Origin of the sequence: Noviherbaspirillum humi (genome assembly GCF_900188095.1) — a bacterium.
Lineage (GTDB): Bacteria > Pseudomonadota > Gammaproteobacteria > Burkholderiales > Burkholderiaceae_D > Noviherbaspirillum > Noviherbaspirillum humi.
On record NZ_FZOT01000017.1, the window covers coordinates 1 to 13554 of the forward strand.

Sequence of the window (13554 nt, forward strand, 5' to 3'; positions counted from 1 at the left end):
GACGGCCATCCCGATGAAGGCGGAGTGCCGATAGGGATAGCCTCTACAGACTTGGAATCAGAGGATGCTCTTGACATGCTGCTGGCGTCTGAAAAACTCGCTCGGGAGTTGATTGGAGCGATTTCATTGACGAGCGGGAGAAGGCGGTAATACCACTTATCTAAGAAAACTTAGAGGTAAATTGCCCTCGAAATTGCCAAAACCGGCCGCTTCGGCTTGCCCATAGCGGCGAGCTTTTCCCCATAGAACGTCCATAGTTTCCTTCGTGCGTTCCCGATCCGCTGGCAGCTTCGCGAGCAGCTCGGCGAAGCAAATCATTGCGTTCTGTTCCGCTTGCGAGAGCTTATCGAAATGGATCAAAAGCTCTTCCGTATGCGAACCAGCTTGAGTCGCTATGTCTTTCATGGCTATCAGTGTTGATTTGCATCAATCAATGCTAAACCAAAAATGTTTTACGAGCCATTTTTTCTGCGTTCGAGGAACCCAATCGGTTCAAAGAGCGCAAAAAAACCCGGCGTCTTTCGAGGCCGGGCAGATCGCTTTGGTCACTTGTTGCACCTCTGACCTTACTCCCCGCACAAGCGGCCAGTTAGATCTCCATCAAGCCGCGCAGCATCTTCGACCGCTGCACCAACTCATCACGCTCGGCAGATATAGGCGACCGCCTGGCGAAGTCCGTCAGATCCCGTAGCAGCTCGCCGAGCGCCTTCTTCTCTTCGTCAGTCCATGCGGCCTGAGCGACCTTCACCAGTTCCAGTATCGATTCCGGATCCACAACGGCGCGGAAAGCGGAATGGCCTTCCGGCGTGTCTTCCTCGATGGCTTCGAGGCAGGCTTGTTCGATGACGGGGAGGGCGTGCATAAGTTGGCAATCCAGAAATATTGGCGAAATTGGCAGCCCAACCTCTCTAATATATATAGAGGGATAGCCCGCAAACCCGCATAAATCCTAGGCTGTTAGAAACGTGTTGAATTAGAGGAAAACTGCGGGAAGCCAGATTTTATGCGGTTTCCCGGCTGAAGCGTGGCTAATTTGGGATCAGGTGGTCGGACGTTCGAATCGTCTCGCCCCGACCAGGAATTCAAGCAACACCGGAAAAGCCGCCTCGAGCGGCTTTTCTTTTTCTGTTTCTTCAGCGGATAGGTTCAGTCTCCGCATCTCGCCGCGTTCCATTCAATGCGCCCGCGGCCTCCGCCGCCTGTCCTCCTGCACCAGATTGATCGGCCCGGCGCCCGTGCCTTGGTCCGTATCGATGTCCAGGGATTCCCACATGCCTTCGGTGAACTTCGGATCCTGTATCAACCCCTCTACGGGGGATAGGTACAGGCATACATCCTGCCCGAACGATTGCAGGGTTTCCCAGCGCCCGAATAACCACGTCCTCATGTCTTGCAGCGCTTCTTCTGGCGTGGCGCCGCGGGCGAAGGAGCCGGGAATGTCGGGTGCCACCGCCGTAAAGTCACCGATTGGCGTGCGCTTGATGAATACCGGAACATGGACCATTTTTCCCGTCCTTGTCGGAATAGTGGGTGAATGACGACATTGCTCTTTCAAGCTGTCGCATGAGGCTTGAGAATTCGGTTCTCATCCTCAGATTAGCGAATGAATCACGAAGTGCGACCCACGCCTGCGGATTTTTTCTAATGACAGCCTTCCGCGTCCGCGCAAATGGCATTGCTGCCGGGCTGACTCATCGCAAGTATTCATGCATGCGATGCGCATGGAAATAGTCTGCCACGGTCAAAGCCTGTAAAGTTATCTCTTGATGGATGAACCGTGCGACAGGCAGGCGTTTGTCCAGTTACGCCATGCCAATCGGCGAAGCCCGGCCACGAGGCTTGCAACCGCCATGGCGTGCATCGGGGAACGACTTTTATGATGAGCGACAACACTTTCAACGGCACCGGGTTCGCATCCTTGCTGCCTGCCGGGTATGGCTGGGCGGAATCTACCGATAGAACCTTGCCCGAAGTAATGCATTCCATCCGCGAGCATCTCGGAATGGATATTGCCTTCATTGCCGAACTCAGTGACGGCAAGCGCATCTTCCGCGAAGTTGATGCGAAGGACGATGCTTGCCCGATCCGGGCCGGCAACAGCGACCCGCAGGAAGAAACCTATTGCCAGCGCATTGTTGATGGGCGTTTGCCGGAACTGATTCCCAATGTGTCGGCGGTGCCGGAAGCAGCCAGCCTGCCGATCACCGGGATGCTTGGCATCGGTTCCTACATGGGGGTTCCGATCCGGCTTGCGGATGGCAGCGTCTATGGCACCTTCTGCTGCTTCAGCCATGAGCCCGATACCACGCTCAACAAGCGCGATCTCGGCATGATGCGGGTGTTCGCAGACATCGCCGCCAGACAGATCGAGCGCGACCTCGGCGCGCGCCGGCAGCAACGCGAGAGCGAGGACCGCATCCGGTCGATGTTGAAAAGCGACGAGCTGTCCATCGTCTATCAGCCCATCGTGGATCTGCGGCAGCATCGAATAGCCGGCTTTGAAGCCTTGTCGCGATTCGCCGCGGTGCCGGCCCGGACGCCGGATCTGTGGTTCAACGAGGCGTCGCAGATCGGATTGGGCGTGCCGCTGGAGGAGAAGGCCATCCGCGCCGCGCTGCTCGGTTTCGACAGGCTGCCCGAAAATGTGTATGTGTCAATCAATGCTTCCCCCGAACTGATTCTCGAGGACCGATTGCATCATCTTTTGTCCGGGACGCCCCTGGAGCGCATCGTGCTGGAAATTACCGAACACGTTTCCATCGACCGCTACCAGGAAATCGGCGAGGTCACGCGCAAGCTGCGGGAACGCGGGTTGCGCGTGGCAGTGGATGATGCCGGGGCAGGCTATGCCAGCTTCCGCCACATCCTCAAACTGTCTCCTGACCTGATCAAGCTCGACATCAGCCTGACGCGAAACATCGATACCGATGCGCCGCGTCGCGCGCTGGCGTCGGCACTGATCCGCTTCGCCAAGGAGACGGGAAGCAAGGTGATCGCCGAAGGCGTGAAGACGCCTGCTGAACTTGGCGTCCTCCAGGATCTGGGCGTCGACATGGCCCAAGGCTTTTTGCTGGGCAAACCCTTGCCCTTGATGGAAAGCTTGATGACGCACTTGCATTGACGACATGCGCAAGATGCCTGTCCGTTCTTGCCGTTGAAACATCATGTGATACAAGGTAATATCCCTCGTCCGGTCGCCGCTGGCGCCGCAATCCATTTTCTTCATTGACTGTCCGTAGCTCAGTTGGATAGAGCAACAGCCTTCTAAGCTGTGGGTCGGGGGTTCGATTCCCTCCGGACAGGCCAGTCTCCCTGCGGCGCTTCTCCCGCCGCCGCCTCTGCATGTTCTTGTCCCGCTCCCTCAACCTGCTTCAGCTGCAAGATGAAATGGTCTGGAGACTTACGCCATGTGCCGCTCCTCTGACGGCGTAGGCGAACCCGGCCCACCCGCTATGGTCTAAATCGCATCATGCGAAACCGAACTTCCATGCGCAGCATGGCTGCGCTCATCATGGCTATCACCCTCGGCGGCTGCGCTTCCACCGTCGATCATCCTGGGCTGAACCAGACTCGGGCAATGACCGACGCCAACGGGACGCCGATCTCGCCCGGCCTTTCCGGCCTGGGTCCGGTTGGGGTTGGAATAGGCATCGGCAGCTGGGGCGGAGGAGGCGGCGTCGGCTTTGGTCTAGGCTTCTGAGCAGCTTTCCAACGCGCTGGCAAAAGTTGGCGGCTTACTTGAGCACCTGGAACAGGTTGTTGTAGTCGTCGCGCCATACGCCCAATCCGGGGATGGACTCGATCGGCGAAGACGCCTCGTCGAAAGCGTCGTTCAGCGCTTGCGCATCGCGGCTCACCAGTACCCAGTCGGTCACGGCGAAGCCGGTGCCCTCCGCATCGTCCGAGATCAGCACGCTCGCGAGGCCGGCTTCTTCCGCCAAGCGTTCCACCACCGGGGCCAGCGCCAGGAAGCGATTGGTGACGTGGAAAGCGATGATGCCGTCCGGCTTCACGTGCCTGAGATAAAGGGCGATCGCTTCCCTGGTCAACAGGTGCACCGGGATGGCGTCGCCGGAAAAGGCATCCACCGCCAGGATGTCGAAGCCTTGGGGCGCTTCCTTTTCCATCGAAAGCCGCGCGTCTCCCATCACCGTTTCGATCCGGGCTGCGCTGTCGCGCATGAAACTGAATTCCGTCTGCGCCAGATGGAGCACGTGCGGATCCAGTTCATAGAACCTGAATACATCGCCTTTCCTGCCGTACGCTGCCAAAGTGCCCGTGCCCAGTCCGATCAGCCCTAGCCGACGCGGCCCCTGCCGCAGATCGAGAGCGAGACCGATGCCGGAATCGGGACCATAGTAAGTGGTTGGTTCACGGCGGCGCTCCGCCGCCAGGTATTGCTCGCCATGCTTGATCGAGCCGTGCAGGAACTGGCGCACCACGCTGCGGCCATCGGCGGCCAGCACATCCTGGGTGCGCAAGGCGCCATAAAAACTGCGTTCCATTCGCCGCGCCTCGCGCAGGCCCTGGCTGATTTGTTTGGTCAGGAAGAAGCCGCAAAAAAGCGCCAGTGCGGCTGCGCCGCCGGCCAGCAACAGGGTGCGCCGCGGCAGCAGCAGTGCCAGCAGCGCCGCCGCCGCCAGTCCCAGCCCGAGTTCGTAGTAGGAAGCCAGCAGGCGCGGAGCCAGAAGGCCGACACCGATGCCGCCGATGGCGCCGCCGAGCGACAGCATCAGATAGAAACGGGTCAGATGGCGCGGTGCAGGCCGCATCTGCGCCAGTTCGCCATGCAGGCACATGCAGGCGAGGAACAGGCCGCCGGCATACAAGGGCACGGCCAGTTTCGCATTGAAGGCCACCGCATGATTCTGCAAGCCCCAGGCACATGCGCCCAGTACCAGGGCCGTGGGCAGCATGAAGCGCCTGCGTGCATACCAGCGATCGCTCTCGAAGCACAGCACGAAGCTCAGCAGGTAGAGCGTCAGCGGCAGCAACCAAAGGAAAGGGATGGCGGCAATGTTCTGGGTAATATGGTTGGTGACCGCGAGCAGCAGCCACGAGCCCGCGGCGGAGAGCGCCAGCCACAGCAACTGCCGGCGCCAGCCGGGCGCGGGCTCATCTGCCGCGTGCTTGCCGGCTTCGGTTTCAACGCTGCCGGCCGCGGCCCGTCGCACCAGGCTGAGAGTGCAGCCCGTGCATAACAGGGTGAACAGCACATAGCCGCCCGACCAGACACTGGCTTGGGTTGATACGGCGGCGTGCGGTTCGATCAGAAAGGGGTAGGACACCAGCGCAGCGAGCGAAGCCAGGTTGGAAAGGGAGTAGAAGCGATACACGGCGGCGCTGATCTGCAGCCGGCTGGCCCAGGCCTGGATCAGCGGCCCGGTGGTCGAGAGCAGGAAATAGGGTAGGCCGATGGAGGCCGATAGCAGCAACAGAATGCGCCAGGCAGGATCTTCGCTGCCGTGGGGCTTCCAATCGGGACCGGCCAGCACGGAAAAGGTCAAGGCGCTGACCGCCAGCAGCGACAGATGCAAGCCCGCCTGAAGGCGCGGCGGCAGGTGCCGGGTGATCCAGTCGGCGTAGGCGTAACCGGCCAGCAGGGTCACCTGGAAGAACACCATGCAGGTCGCCCAGACCGACGCCGATCCGCCGAACCAGGGCAGGATATGCTTGGATACGATCGGCTGGATCAGAAACAGGAGGAAGGCGCTGCAGAAAATGGTGGCGGCAAACAGCAGCCGGGTCATGACATGCTGGGGTGGTCGCCGTGGTGCCGATGACGCGCGTGCTCGATGCAGTGGATGGCCGCCTTGACGATGCCGAAGCGCAGCGCCGCGTCCGCGTTCGGATGGTCCGACAGATGAACCGTGACGGGGCCGATCGCCACCATGTCCGACTGGCCGCCGGCCGGCTCCTGAAGGAAGCGGATGTCGAGGTGGTAGCGCGACAGCAGCGGCCCGCAGGCCTGCCAGTCCCGGGTCCACTTCGGCAACGCCTTGCTGTTTTCCCAGAGCGTGCCGGCACTCTCATAGCACTCTTCGATATTGTGGTGGCCGAGCAGCTGGGCGAGATGACGTTCCTGTGCCACACAGCTGCGGAAATACTGGTCGTCGCTCATTCGCATGGAAGGCATTCCCGTCAATAGGCAGATAAGAGGCAGATAGCTGATCCAGCTTAGCAAACCGGCGCCGTCATCCCTTGGGCTGGAATAAGAAATCGCAATGAACTATTGGCGCAACACGACTCCAATCCGGAAGCGGCCCAAGCCGCCGTGATTGCAAAACCGGCCGGGGTTTCATGTACACTGCCTGCATTCATTTCTTGCCAGGAATATTTTTCTTCAGGTGAATCCCCTCATCGTCAAGCTGAACGGTTTGTCGGTTATCCGCTGCCCTTCGTCGCAGTGCGGCCGTCCCTATCAGATCAATCAGTTCGGTGCCCGGTTCTCCGCCCAGCGTGAGCGCGCCAAGATCATTTGTCCGCATTGCGGTTTGCAGCTGTATGGCGACCGGGACTCGGTCTACCTGACGCACGCCCTGTCCGAAGAAGAAGAGCGGCGCTTCGAAGAGGAAGCGCTGAAGTCGCTCAAGTAATCCGCCCGCCGCGCATCACCGACCGGCCTTCGCCGCAGTGCAATTTTTCAGCGGCGCCCGATCAAGCGGCCCGTGCCTGTTCCGGCGACCATGCGGATTGCAGGGCGCGTCGGTCGATCTGCGCAATGCCGGTCAAACCCTGCAAGGCCATGGTGCTTTCGAGTTCCCGCTTGACCGTCGCCAGCATCGCTCCCACCGCCTTTTCCCCGCCGGCGGCCAGCGCCCACGCCCACGGCCGGCCGAACAGCACTGCCCGGGCGCCCAGCGCCAGCGCCTTGGCCACGTCCTGGCCGCTGCGCACGCCGCCATCCATCAGCACCTGCAGGCGATCACCCACCGCATCGGCGATGGCAGGCAGGGCGGAAATCGTGGAGGGCGCGCAATCCAGCTGGCGTCCGCCATGGTTGGAAACCACCACCGCATCGGCGCCGATGTCGTGCGCCGCGCGGGCATCGTCCGGGTCCATGATGCCCTTGATGATGAGCGGGCCGCGCCAGTTCTCGCGCACCCAGACCAGGTCCTTCCACGTCACCGAAGGATCGAGCTGGCGGTTCACCCAGGCCGACAATTCGCTCATGGTGCGTGCATTCGGAATCGACCCGGCCAGATTGCCGAACACCAGCGGGCGCCCGCCCAGAGCGACGTCCCGGGTCCAGTGCAGGTGCGCCAGCGCGTTCAGCGCCTTCGCTGCCAAGCGGCCGAGGCGGAAACTGCTGCCGACGCTGTGGCGCACTTCGCGGTAACGCATGCCATACGCCGCCAGGTCGACGGTGATGAAGAGGGCGCTGCACCGGGCCGACTGGGCGCGTTGCAGCAGTTCGCGCACGATTCCGCGGTCGCGCATCATGTAGAGCTGGAACCAGAATGGGGCGTTGATGGCCTTGCTTACTTCTTCAATGGAGCAGACCGACAGCGTCGACAGCGAAAACGGGATGCCGGCGGCAACGGCTGCCCGCGCCGCTTGCACTTCGCCCCTGCGCGCCATCATGCCGGCGAAGCCGACCGGCGCCAGGGCCAGCGGCAAGGCGAGCCGCTGGCCCAGGAGTTCGGTGGACGTGTCCAGATGCTCGACGTTCCACATCACGCGTTGGCGCAGGCGCAGTGTGCGCAGATCGGCCCGATTGGCGGCGAGCGTGATTTCGTCGTAACTTCCGCCGTCGATATAGTCGAACAGGGCGCGCGGCAGCCGCTGCCTGGCAAGGGTACGGTAGTCTTCGATCGAGGCGGGAGTCATGGCGGAGGGGGCCCTGGAAGATGTTGAGAGTGAGAAAAAGCATAAAAACCCTGGGCAGCGAGGGCAAGGCGCGAAATGACGATGCCTGCGTTCAGTCAACCATGTCAGCTTTCTGCAAGGGCATTATTAAGGCGAGGCGGAACAGTATTGCAAGGCTGGAGAAGCGACAGCGCATCCTTTTGTTTCCATATTTGCGCTATGGCATGTATTGAGTGAATATCGGCCCAATAAACTCCGTCATAGGAATTTACTTGCGGTGTAACAATTAGTTATGAAGCGCTCTGAGTACAGTTGTTTTGCCAGCGCACCAGTTGAGGCGCTGTAAAAAACAATAGACACACTCAGGGAGTCGACATGGCTGATTTCGTATTGGTCGGAAAGAGCCGCTTCGTGGTGATAGCGGTGCTGCAGACAATCTACAGTTCGCGCAGGGCGGGGTGCGTCGTGTTCGGCGACGAGGAGACGCGCAGCTTTCGATGGTCGACGATGTGTCGCCGACATGTCGAGATACGTTTCGATGGTTCGGATGACCAGCGGTTTCTCGACTGCGTCAACGCCATGGCGGCAGAGAATCCGGATCTGGTCCTGATTCCCTGCGACTGCGACGGCATACGCTTGACCGACCGGGTAAAGCATCGACTCAAGGTTAGAACGACGCCGATTCCGCAAGCAGCGACGCTGGAGATGTTCGACGACAAATGGCGTTTTTATGAGTTCTGCCGTCAGCACGAGCTGCCGACGCCGGACACCTTCTTCGTCGGCGAAAAAGCCGCGCTCGACTTTGATGTCATCGTCTCCCGCCTAGGCCTGCCCTTCATGCTCAAGCCGGCCAACCAGGCCGGTTCGATCGGCGTGCAGGTGGTACGCAGCCGTCAGCATTTCGAGGAAGCCATCTGCCGCAATCCCGAATACCGATTCGGCCGCCTGATCGCCCAGCGCTACATCGATGGTGTCGACATCGACCTCAGCCTGCTGGCGGTGCAAGGCGAGGTGCGGGCGTTCGCGATCCAGAAGAACGATGGCGTGGAAATCAATTTCGTGCCGCACGCGCAGCTCGAAACGCTTGCCGCGTTGGTGCCGAGATTGAGCAATTACCACGGCCTGATGCATATCGACGCCCGCATCGACCGCAAGACCGGCGCGCTCTATCTCATCGAATGCAATCCGCGTTTCTGGGCCTCGCTGACGGAAGCGGCATGGTGCGGCCTGGACTTCGTGCAGGCGACGCTGCAGGCGGAAAGGCTGGCGAACGAAAAAGCTCGGGTGGCGGGCCTGACACAGGGAACCGCCTATACCCGCCATCCGCTGATCAGGCCGGCATCATGGCCGCTGCTGCTGGCGCCCGGGGTACGCGGTCGGCTGATGCGCGCAATGATGCTCGACCCCTATAGCGTCAAGACCTTCCTGTCCTTGCTGCCGGAGATCGCCTGGCGCTACGCCAACAAGCGCGCCTTCTCGGGCGTGCGTCGTCTGCGTCCGCGCAAGGCGGCACTTTGAGAGGCGTTGAATAAAGGCTGGCGGAAAAGCGTCCGGGCCTCAGGACCTGACGCACATGGTCTGGTAGCTTTCCGCGATCCGCCTCGCCCTGCGCTTGGCCTTCTCCGTCGATTTCATCGGCGCGCTGGCGGCATCCTCCTGCGCCCAGCGCAGCTTTTGCGCCAGCGAGGTGCAGCGCTTCTGTTCCACTTGCTGGGCACGGGCGGCGTGAATTCGGGCTTTTTCATCCTGCCGCTCCTGCTTCGTCCGCTCGGCCTGGATGCGCGCGAGTTCCTGCTTCTCCCGCGCGAGCCGTCGCGCCGCTTCAGGATCGGCTGGCGGGTTGGCGAGATCCATGCGCTGTCCGCCGGGGCAGGGCGCATCGCCGTAGGTGGTCGTGCCGTTGCTCTCGCACTTGTAGACGGCGAAGGCCGGCGCAGCATGCAGGCCGCCGGCGCACAACATCATGCACAGCAGGGCGCGCAAGCTCATATCACCTTCCCGGGATTCATGATGTTTTTCGGATCGAGTGCTTGCTTCAATGCCCGCATCAGTCCCATCTCGATGTCCGACTTGTAGCGGCAAATCTCATCGCGCTTGAGCGCGCCGAGCCCGTGTTCTGCCGAAATCGAGCCGGTGAATTCATGCACGCTGTCATGCACCACCTTGTTGACCTCCGGCTGGCGCTTGATGAAGTCTTCATCGGCGGCATTTTCCGGCGCCGAGACGTTGTAGTGCAGATTGCCGTCGCCGAGATGGCCAAAGGTCACCATGCGGCAGCCCGGGAAGCTTTCCTGAAGCCGCTGATCGGTCATGCGGATGTAGTCGCCGATGCGCGAGATCGGCACCGAGATGTCGTGCTTGATGTTCTTGCCTTCCTCGGCCTGCGCCAGCGGGATGTGCTCTCGCAGGTTCCACAGGCCCTTGGACTGGGCGATAGACGAAGCCACCACCGCATCCTGAATCACTTCCTGCTCCAGCGCGGCGGTGATCACCGCTTCCAGCATGGCATTGGCATGCTCTTCAGACTCGCTGTCGGACAGCTCGAGCAGCACATATTGCGGATAGCGGTCGGGGAAGGGCGACTTCAGCTGCGGAAAATGCTTGGCCACCAGCGCCAGGCAAAAGTCCGACATCAGTTCGAACCCGGTCAGCGTGGCGCCGCATTTGCCCTGCGCCAGCGATAACAGCTGCAGCGCGTCATCGGCCGACTGCATGGCGGCGAAGGCGGTGAGTCGGACCTTGGGTTGCGGGAACAGCTTCATCACGGCGGCGGTGATGACGCCGAGCGTGCCCTCGGCGCCGATGTAGAGATCGCGCAGGTCGTAGCCGGTATTGTCCTTGCGAAGGCCGCGCAAACCATTCCAGATTTCACCCTGCGCCGTCACCACTTCCAGGCCGAGGCACAGCTCGCGCGTGTTCCCGTAACGGAGTACCGCCGTGCCGCCGGCATTGGTTGCAAGATTGCCGCCGATGGTGCAGCTGCCTTCGGCCGCCAGCGAGAGCGGGAACAGCCTGCCGGCGTCGGCCGCCGCCACCTGGACCTGCTGCAGGATGGCGCCCGCTTCCACCGTCATGGTGTTGTTGATGGTGTCGACGGCACGGATGCGGTTCATGCGGTTGAGCGAGAGCACGATCGCCTGTCCGCTTTCATCCGGCACGCTGCCCAGCACCAGGCCGGTATTGCCGCCCTGGGGCACTACCGGCACGCGGAATTCATTGCACAGCCTGACGATGGCTGCGACTTCCTCGGTGGTGGAAGGGCGAATGACGGCTTGTGCCCGGCCGGTGAAGCGGCGGCGCCAGTCGGTGAGATAGCCTGCCATGTCGGCCGGCTCGGTAATCACGTGCGGCGCGCCGACCGCTTGCCGGCACTGCTCGAGGAAGTCGTTCATTTGGATGCTCTCCGGATGACTTGCTGCGCCAGTTCCTTCGCAGCTTTCTTGTAAGGTCTCAGGTAACAGATGATGCTGATGAAGAAAACCAGCGTCAGGCCGGTCTCGACCCAGCCGAGCAAGGCAGAATTGCCTTTGTCGCTGCTGGCGCGCACCACGCCCTCCGCGAAATACAGCAGGATGAGCATGGAAGACCATTGCATGGTGTAGATGTTCCGCTTGAGTATCCCGCGCAGCGGGATCAATAGCGGCACCACCTTGAGCACCAGCCAGGACCCGCCCGGCCGCAAGGGGGCCAGGGCCAGTTCCCATGCCACGCAAAGCACTATGAGCAGCACGATGCAGGCAGTCGTGAGCGCGTAGCAGATTCGTTGCGTACGGTTTTCCTGCATCATCCGGCTCCCAGGCGGCGCGCGGTCTCGGCAAGGCGGCGGCCGAGCGCCACGGCGAGCGTTTTGGAGTCTTCGGACAGCGGCTGATTGCCGCCGCTGCCGGCCCAGTGACTGGCGCCATAGGGGCTGCCGCCCGTGCTGGTGGCCATCAGCGCCGGCTGGGTGTAGGGCAGTCCGAGCAGCAGCATGCCATGGTGCAGCAAAGGCAGCATCATCGACAGCAGCGTCGACTCCTGGCCGCCGTGCATGCTGCCGGTGGAGGTGAAGACGCAGGCGGGCTTGCCGGCGAGGGTGCCGGCAAGCCATTCGGCGCTGGTGCCATCGAGGAAGTACTTCAACGCGGCCGCCATGTTGCCGAAGCGGGTCGGGGAACCGAGCGCGAGGCCGGCGCATTGGTGGAGATCGGCGAGTTCGACGTAGGGTGCGCCGCTGGCCGGCACGTCGGGCTCGGTGGCTTCGCTGACGGTCGACACCGCCGGCACGGTGCGCAAACGCGCATCGCATCCGGGCACGCTCTCGATGCCTTGCGCGATCAGCTCGGCCAATTTCCGCGTCGCACCATGCCTCGAGTAGTAAAGGACGAGAAGAGTGAGGTTGGAAGAATTCATGCTTGCTATTATAGGATGCTTTAATTGCTTTCCTTTCAAACAGGACCCATGCCGCAGCAGCCTTCCGCCTCGACCATCGCCAGCCTCGAACCGCCGGGCCGCAAGCCTGTGCCGGAGCGCCGGGCGCACGGCCTGATCTGGTTCGCGCGCCAGCGGCTGCGTGAGGAACGCCTGCCGCAGGTGGCCGGCAGCCTGACCTTCACCACGGTGCTGGCGCTGGTGCCGATGCTGACCATCGCACTGGCCGTGTTCACGACCTTCCCGCTCTTCAATACCTTCCGCACGTCGCTCGAGGCCTATTTCCTGCGCAGCCTGATGCCGACCTCGATCTCGAACACCATCCTCGACTACCTGAACCAATTCGCCAGCAAGGCCACGCGCCTGTCGGCGGTCGGCGCGGTGGCCCTGGTGTTGAGCGCGATGGCGATGATGCTCACCATCGACCGCGCTTTCAACCATATCTGGCGCGTCAAGTCGTCGCGACCGTTCGCCCAGCGCATGATCGCCTATTGGACGGTGGTCACGATGGGGCCGCTGCTGATCGGCTTCTCCATCACCCTGACCACTTCGCTGGTGGCGGCCACCCATGGGATGGTGGGCGAGACACCTTTTTTGCGCTCGCTGTTGTCCTATGGGGTGTCCATCGCCCTGACCATGCTGGCTTTCGCGCTGCTCTACGCCACGATTCCGAATCGCGCGGTGGCGTGGCGCGATGCAATCGCCGGCGGCCTGTTTGCGTCAACGGCCTTCGAGATCGCCAAGCACATCTTCGTGGTGTTCATATCCAAGTTCCCGACCTATACCGTGATCTACGGCGCCCTGGCGGCGATGCCCATCTTCCTGGTGTGGATCTTCGTCTCCTGGCTAATCATCCTGATGGGAGCGGTGCTGACGGCGGTGCTGCCGGTGGTGAAGTACGAGCGCTGGTGGCATGTGCCGGCGCCGGGCGACGCTTTCATCGATGCGATGGCGGTGCTGGAAGTGCTGGTGGATGCGCGCGAGAACGAGGGCGCGGCGGTCGATGCCGCCACGCTGCGCCGACGCACGCGACTCGGCTTCGATGAATGCGATGCCTTGCTGGATGCGATGTATCGCGCCGGGTGGGTGGCGAAGATCCAGGCGGAGCTGTCGCGCCGCATCAAGTGGAGCCGGCGCCTGGACCAGGGCGGCGAGCGCTGGACGCTGCTCGTCAGCCCGCGCCGGCTGATGCTGTCGGAAGTCTATCGCCTGTTCGCCTTTCATCCCGAAGGCGATCGGCAATTGGCGGAGAAAGTGGAAAGGGCGATCGAGCAAGGGCTGACGCAAACCCTGGAGGGTTATTTCGCCAGCCGCCGGGCACAGTGACGACGCTGC

Annotated in this window: 16 protein-coding genes and 1 tRNA gene; 6 read left to right on the forward strand and 11 right to left on the reverse strand. The window is 61.9% G+C overall.

Translation table 11 applies throughout. The annotated features are described in order from the left end of the window. Nucleotides 1-156: 156 nt before the first annotated feature. The 4 genes from CHB88_RS19420 to CHB88_RS19430 form a co-directional block, all read right to left on the reverse strand. Nucleotides 157-405: a hypothetical protein gene (locus tag CHB88_RS19420; RefSeq protein WP_089401006.1), complete on the reverse strand. Its 249-nt coding sequence runs from the start codon at nt 403-405 to the stop codon at nt 157-159. Nucleotides 406-589: 184 nt separating this feature from the next. Continuing rightward, the gene (locus CHB88_RS19425; protein ID WP_089401007.1) at nt 590-862 is read right to left on the reverse strand and encodes a hypothetical protein; all 273 of its coding nucleotides are present in this window, start codon (nt 860-862) and stop codon (nt 590-592) included. 177 nt (nt 863-1039) lie between these two features. Continuing rightward, nucleotides 1040-1174: a hypothetical protein gene (locus CHB88_RS25915; RefSeq protein ID WP_281255033.1), complete on the reverse strand. Its 135-nt coding sequence runs from the start codon at nt 1172-1174 to the stop codon at nt 1040-1042. Next, complete coding sequence (locus CHB88_RS19430; RefSeq protein ID WP_089401008.1) at nt 1175-1504, reverse strand: type II toxin-antitoxin system HicB family antitoxin; 330 nt, start codon at nt 1502-1504, stop codon at nt 1175-1177. It lies immediately after the preceding gene. A gap of 375 nt (nt 1505-1879) precedes the next feature. On the opposite strand from CHB88_RS19430, the gene CHB88_RS19435 reads away from it, so the two are divergent. The 3 genes from CHB88_RS19435 (at nt 1880) to CHB88_RS19445 (ending at nt 3700) form a co-directional block, all read left to right on the forward strand. Next, entirely contained in the window at nt 1880-3121 is a 1242-nt protein-coding gene (locus CHB88_RS19435; RefSeq protein ID WP_089401111.1) for a sensor domain-containing phosphodiesterase, read from the forward strand. A 108-nt stretch (nt 3122-3229) separates the two neighbouring features. Then, nucleotides 3230-3306, forward strand: a tRNA-Arg gene (locus tag CHB88_RS19440). 205 nt (nt 3307-3511) lie between these two features. Next, nucleotides 3512-3700, forward strand: a complete 189-nt coding sequence (locus tag CHB88_RS19445; protein WP_143131380.1) for a hypothetical protein — start codon at nt 3512-3514, stop codon at nt 3698-3700. 34 nt (nt 3701-3734) lie between these two features. On the opposite strand, the gene CHB88_RS19450 is transcribed toward CHB88_RS19445, so the two are convergent. Beyond that, nucleotides 3735-5750 carry a spermidine synthase gene (locus tag CHB88_RS19450; RefSeq protein WP_089401010.1) on the reverse strand — a complete coding sequence of 672 codons (2016 nt, stop codon included), beginning with the start codon at nt 5748-5750 and terminating at the stop codon, nt 3735-3737. Continuing rightward, complete coding sequence (locus CHB88_RS19455; protein WP_089401112.1) at nt 5747-6127, reverse strand: aminoacyl-tRNA synthetase; 381 nt, start codon at nt 6125-6127, stop codon at nt 5747-5749. The genes CHB88_RS19450 and CHB88_RS19455 overlap by 4 nt, the downstream gene beginning before the upstream one ends. A gap of 151 nt (nt 6128-6278) precedes the next feature. Here CHB88_RS19455 and CHB88_RS19460 point away from each other — a divergent pair, with 151 nt between their 5' ends. Then, complete coding sequence (locus CHB88_RS19460; protein WP_217900203.1) at nt 6279-6596, forward strand: hypothetical protein; 318 nt, start codon at nt 6279-6281, stop codon at nt 6594-6596. A gap of 61 nt (nt 6597-6657) precedes the next feature. Here the strand turns inward: CHB88_RS19460 and CHB88_RS19465 are convergent, their stop codons facing one another. Further along, complete coding sequence (locus CHB88_RS19465; RefSeq protein WP_089401012.1) at nt 6658-7830, reverse strand: L-lactate dehydrogenase; 1173 nt, start codon at nt 7828-7830, stop codon at nt 6658-6660. A 354-nt stretch (nt 7831-8184) separates the two neighbouring features. On the opposite strand from CHB88_RS19465, the gene CHB88_RS19470 reads away from it, so the two are divergent. After that, nucleotides 8185-9327: an ATP-grasp domain-containing protein gene (locus tag CHB88_RS19470; RefSeq protein WP_089401013.1), complete on the forward strand. Its 1143-nt coding sequence runs from the start codon at nt 8185-8187 to the stop codon at nt 9325-9327. 39 nt (nt 9328-9366) lie between these two features. Here CHB88_RS19470 and CHB88_RS19475 read toward each other — a convergent pair whose 3' ends face one another. The 4 genes from CHB88_RS19475 to wrbA are packed head-to-tail and all read right to left on the reverse strand — an operon-like array spanning nt 9367 to nt 12201. Continuing rightward, on the reverse strand, nt 9367-9798 hold the full coding sequence (locus CHB88_RS19475) for a DUF4124 domain-containing protein (RefSeq protein WP_089401014.1): 432 nt from the start codon (nt 9796-9798) through the stop codon (nt 9367-9369). Then, on the reverse strand, nt 9795-11201 hold the full coding sequence (locus CHB88_RS19480; RefSeq protein ID WP_089401015.1) for an FAD-binding oxidoreductase: 1407 nt from the start codon (nt 11199-11201) through the stop codon (nt 9795-9797). Before CHB88_RS19480 ends, CHB88_RS19475 begins: the two co-directional genes overlap by 4 nt. Continuing rightward, on the reverse strand, nt 11198-11593 hold the full coding sequence (locus tag CHB88_RS19485; protein ID WP_089401113.1) for a DUF2069 domain-containing protein: 396 nt from the start codon (nt 11591-11593) through the stop codon (nt 11198-11200). The genes CHB88_RS19480 and CHB88_RS19485 overlap by 4 nt, the downstream gene beginning before the upstream one ends. Continuing rightward, nucleotides 11593-12201, reverse strand: coding sequence for an NAD(P)H:quinone oxidoreductase (wrbA, locus tag CHB88_RS19490; RefSeq protein ID WP_089401016.1), 609 nt, complete (start codon nt 12199-12201; stop codon nt 11593-11595). The genes CHB88_RS19485 and wrbA overlap by 1 nt, the downstream gene beginning before the upstream one ends. A 48-nt stretch (nt 12202-12249) precedes the next feature. On the opposite strand from wrbA, the gene CHB88_RS19495 reads away from it, so the two are divergent. Next, nucleotides 12250-13545 carry a YihY family inner membrane protein gene (locus tag CHB88_RS19495; protein ID WP_143131381.1) on the forward strand — a complete coding sequence of 432 codons (1296 nt, stop codon included), beginning with the start codon at nt 12250-12252 and terminating at the stop codon, nt 13543-13545. Nucleotides 13546-13554 lie beyond the last annotated feature (9 nt).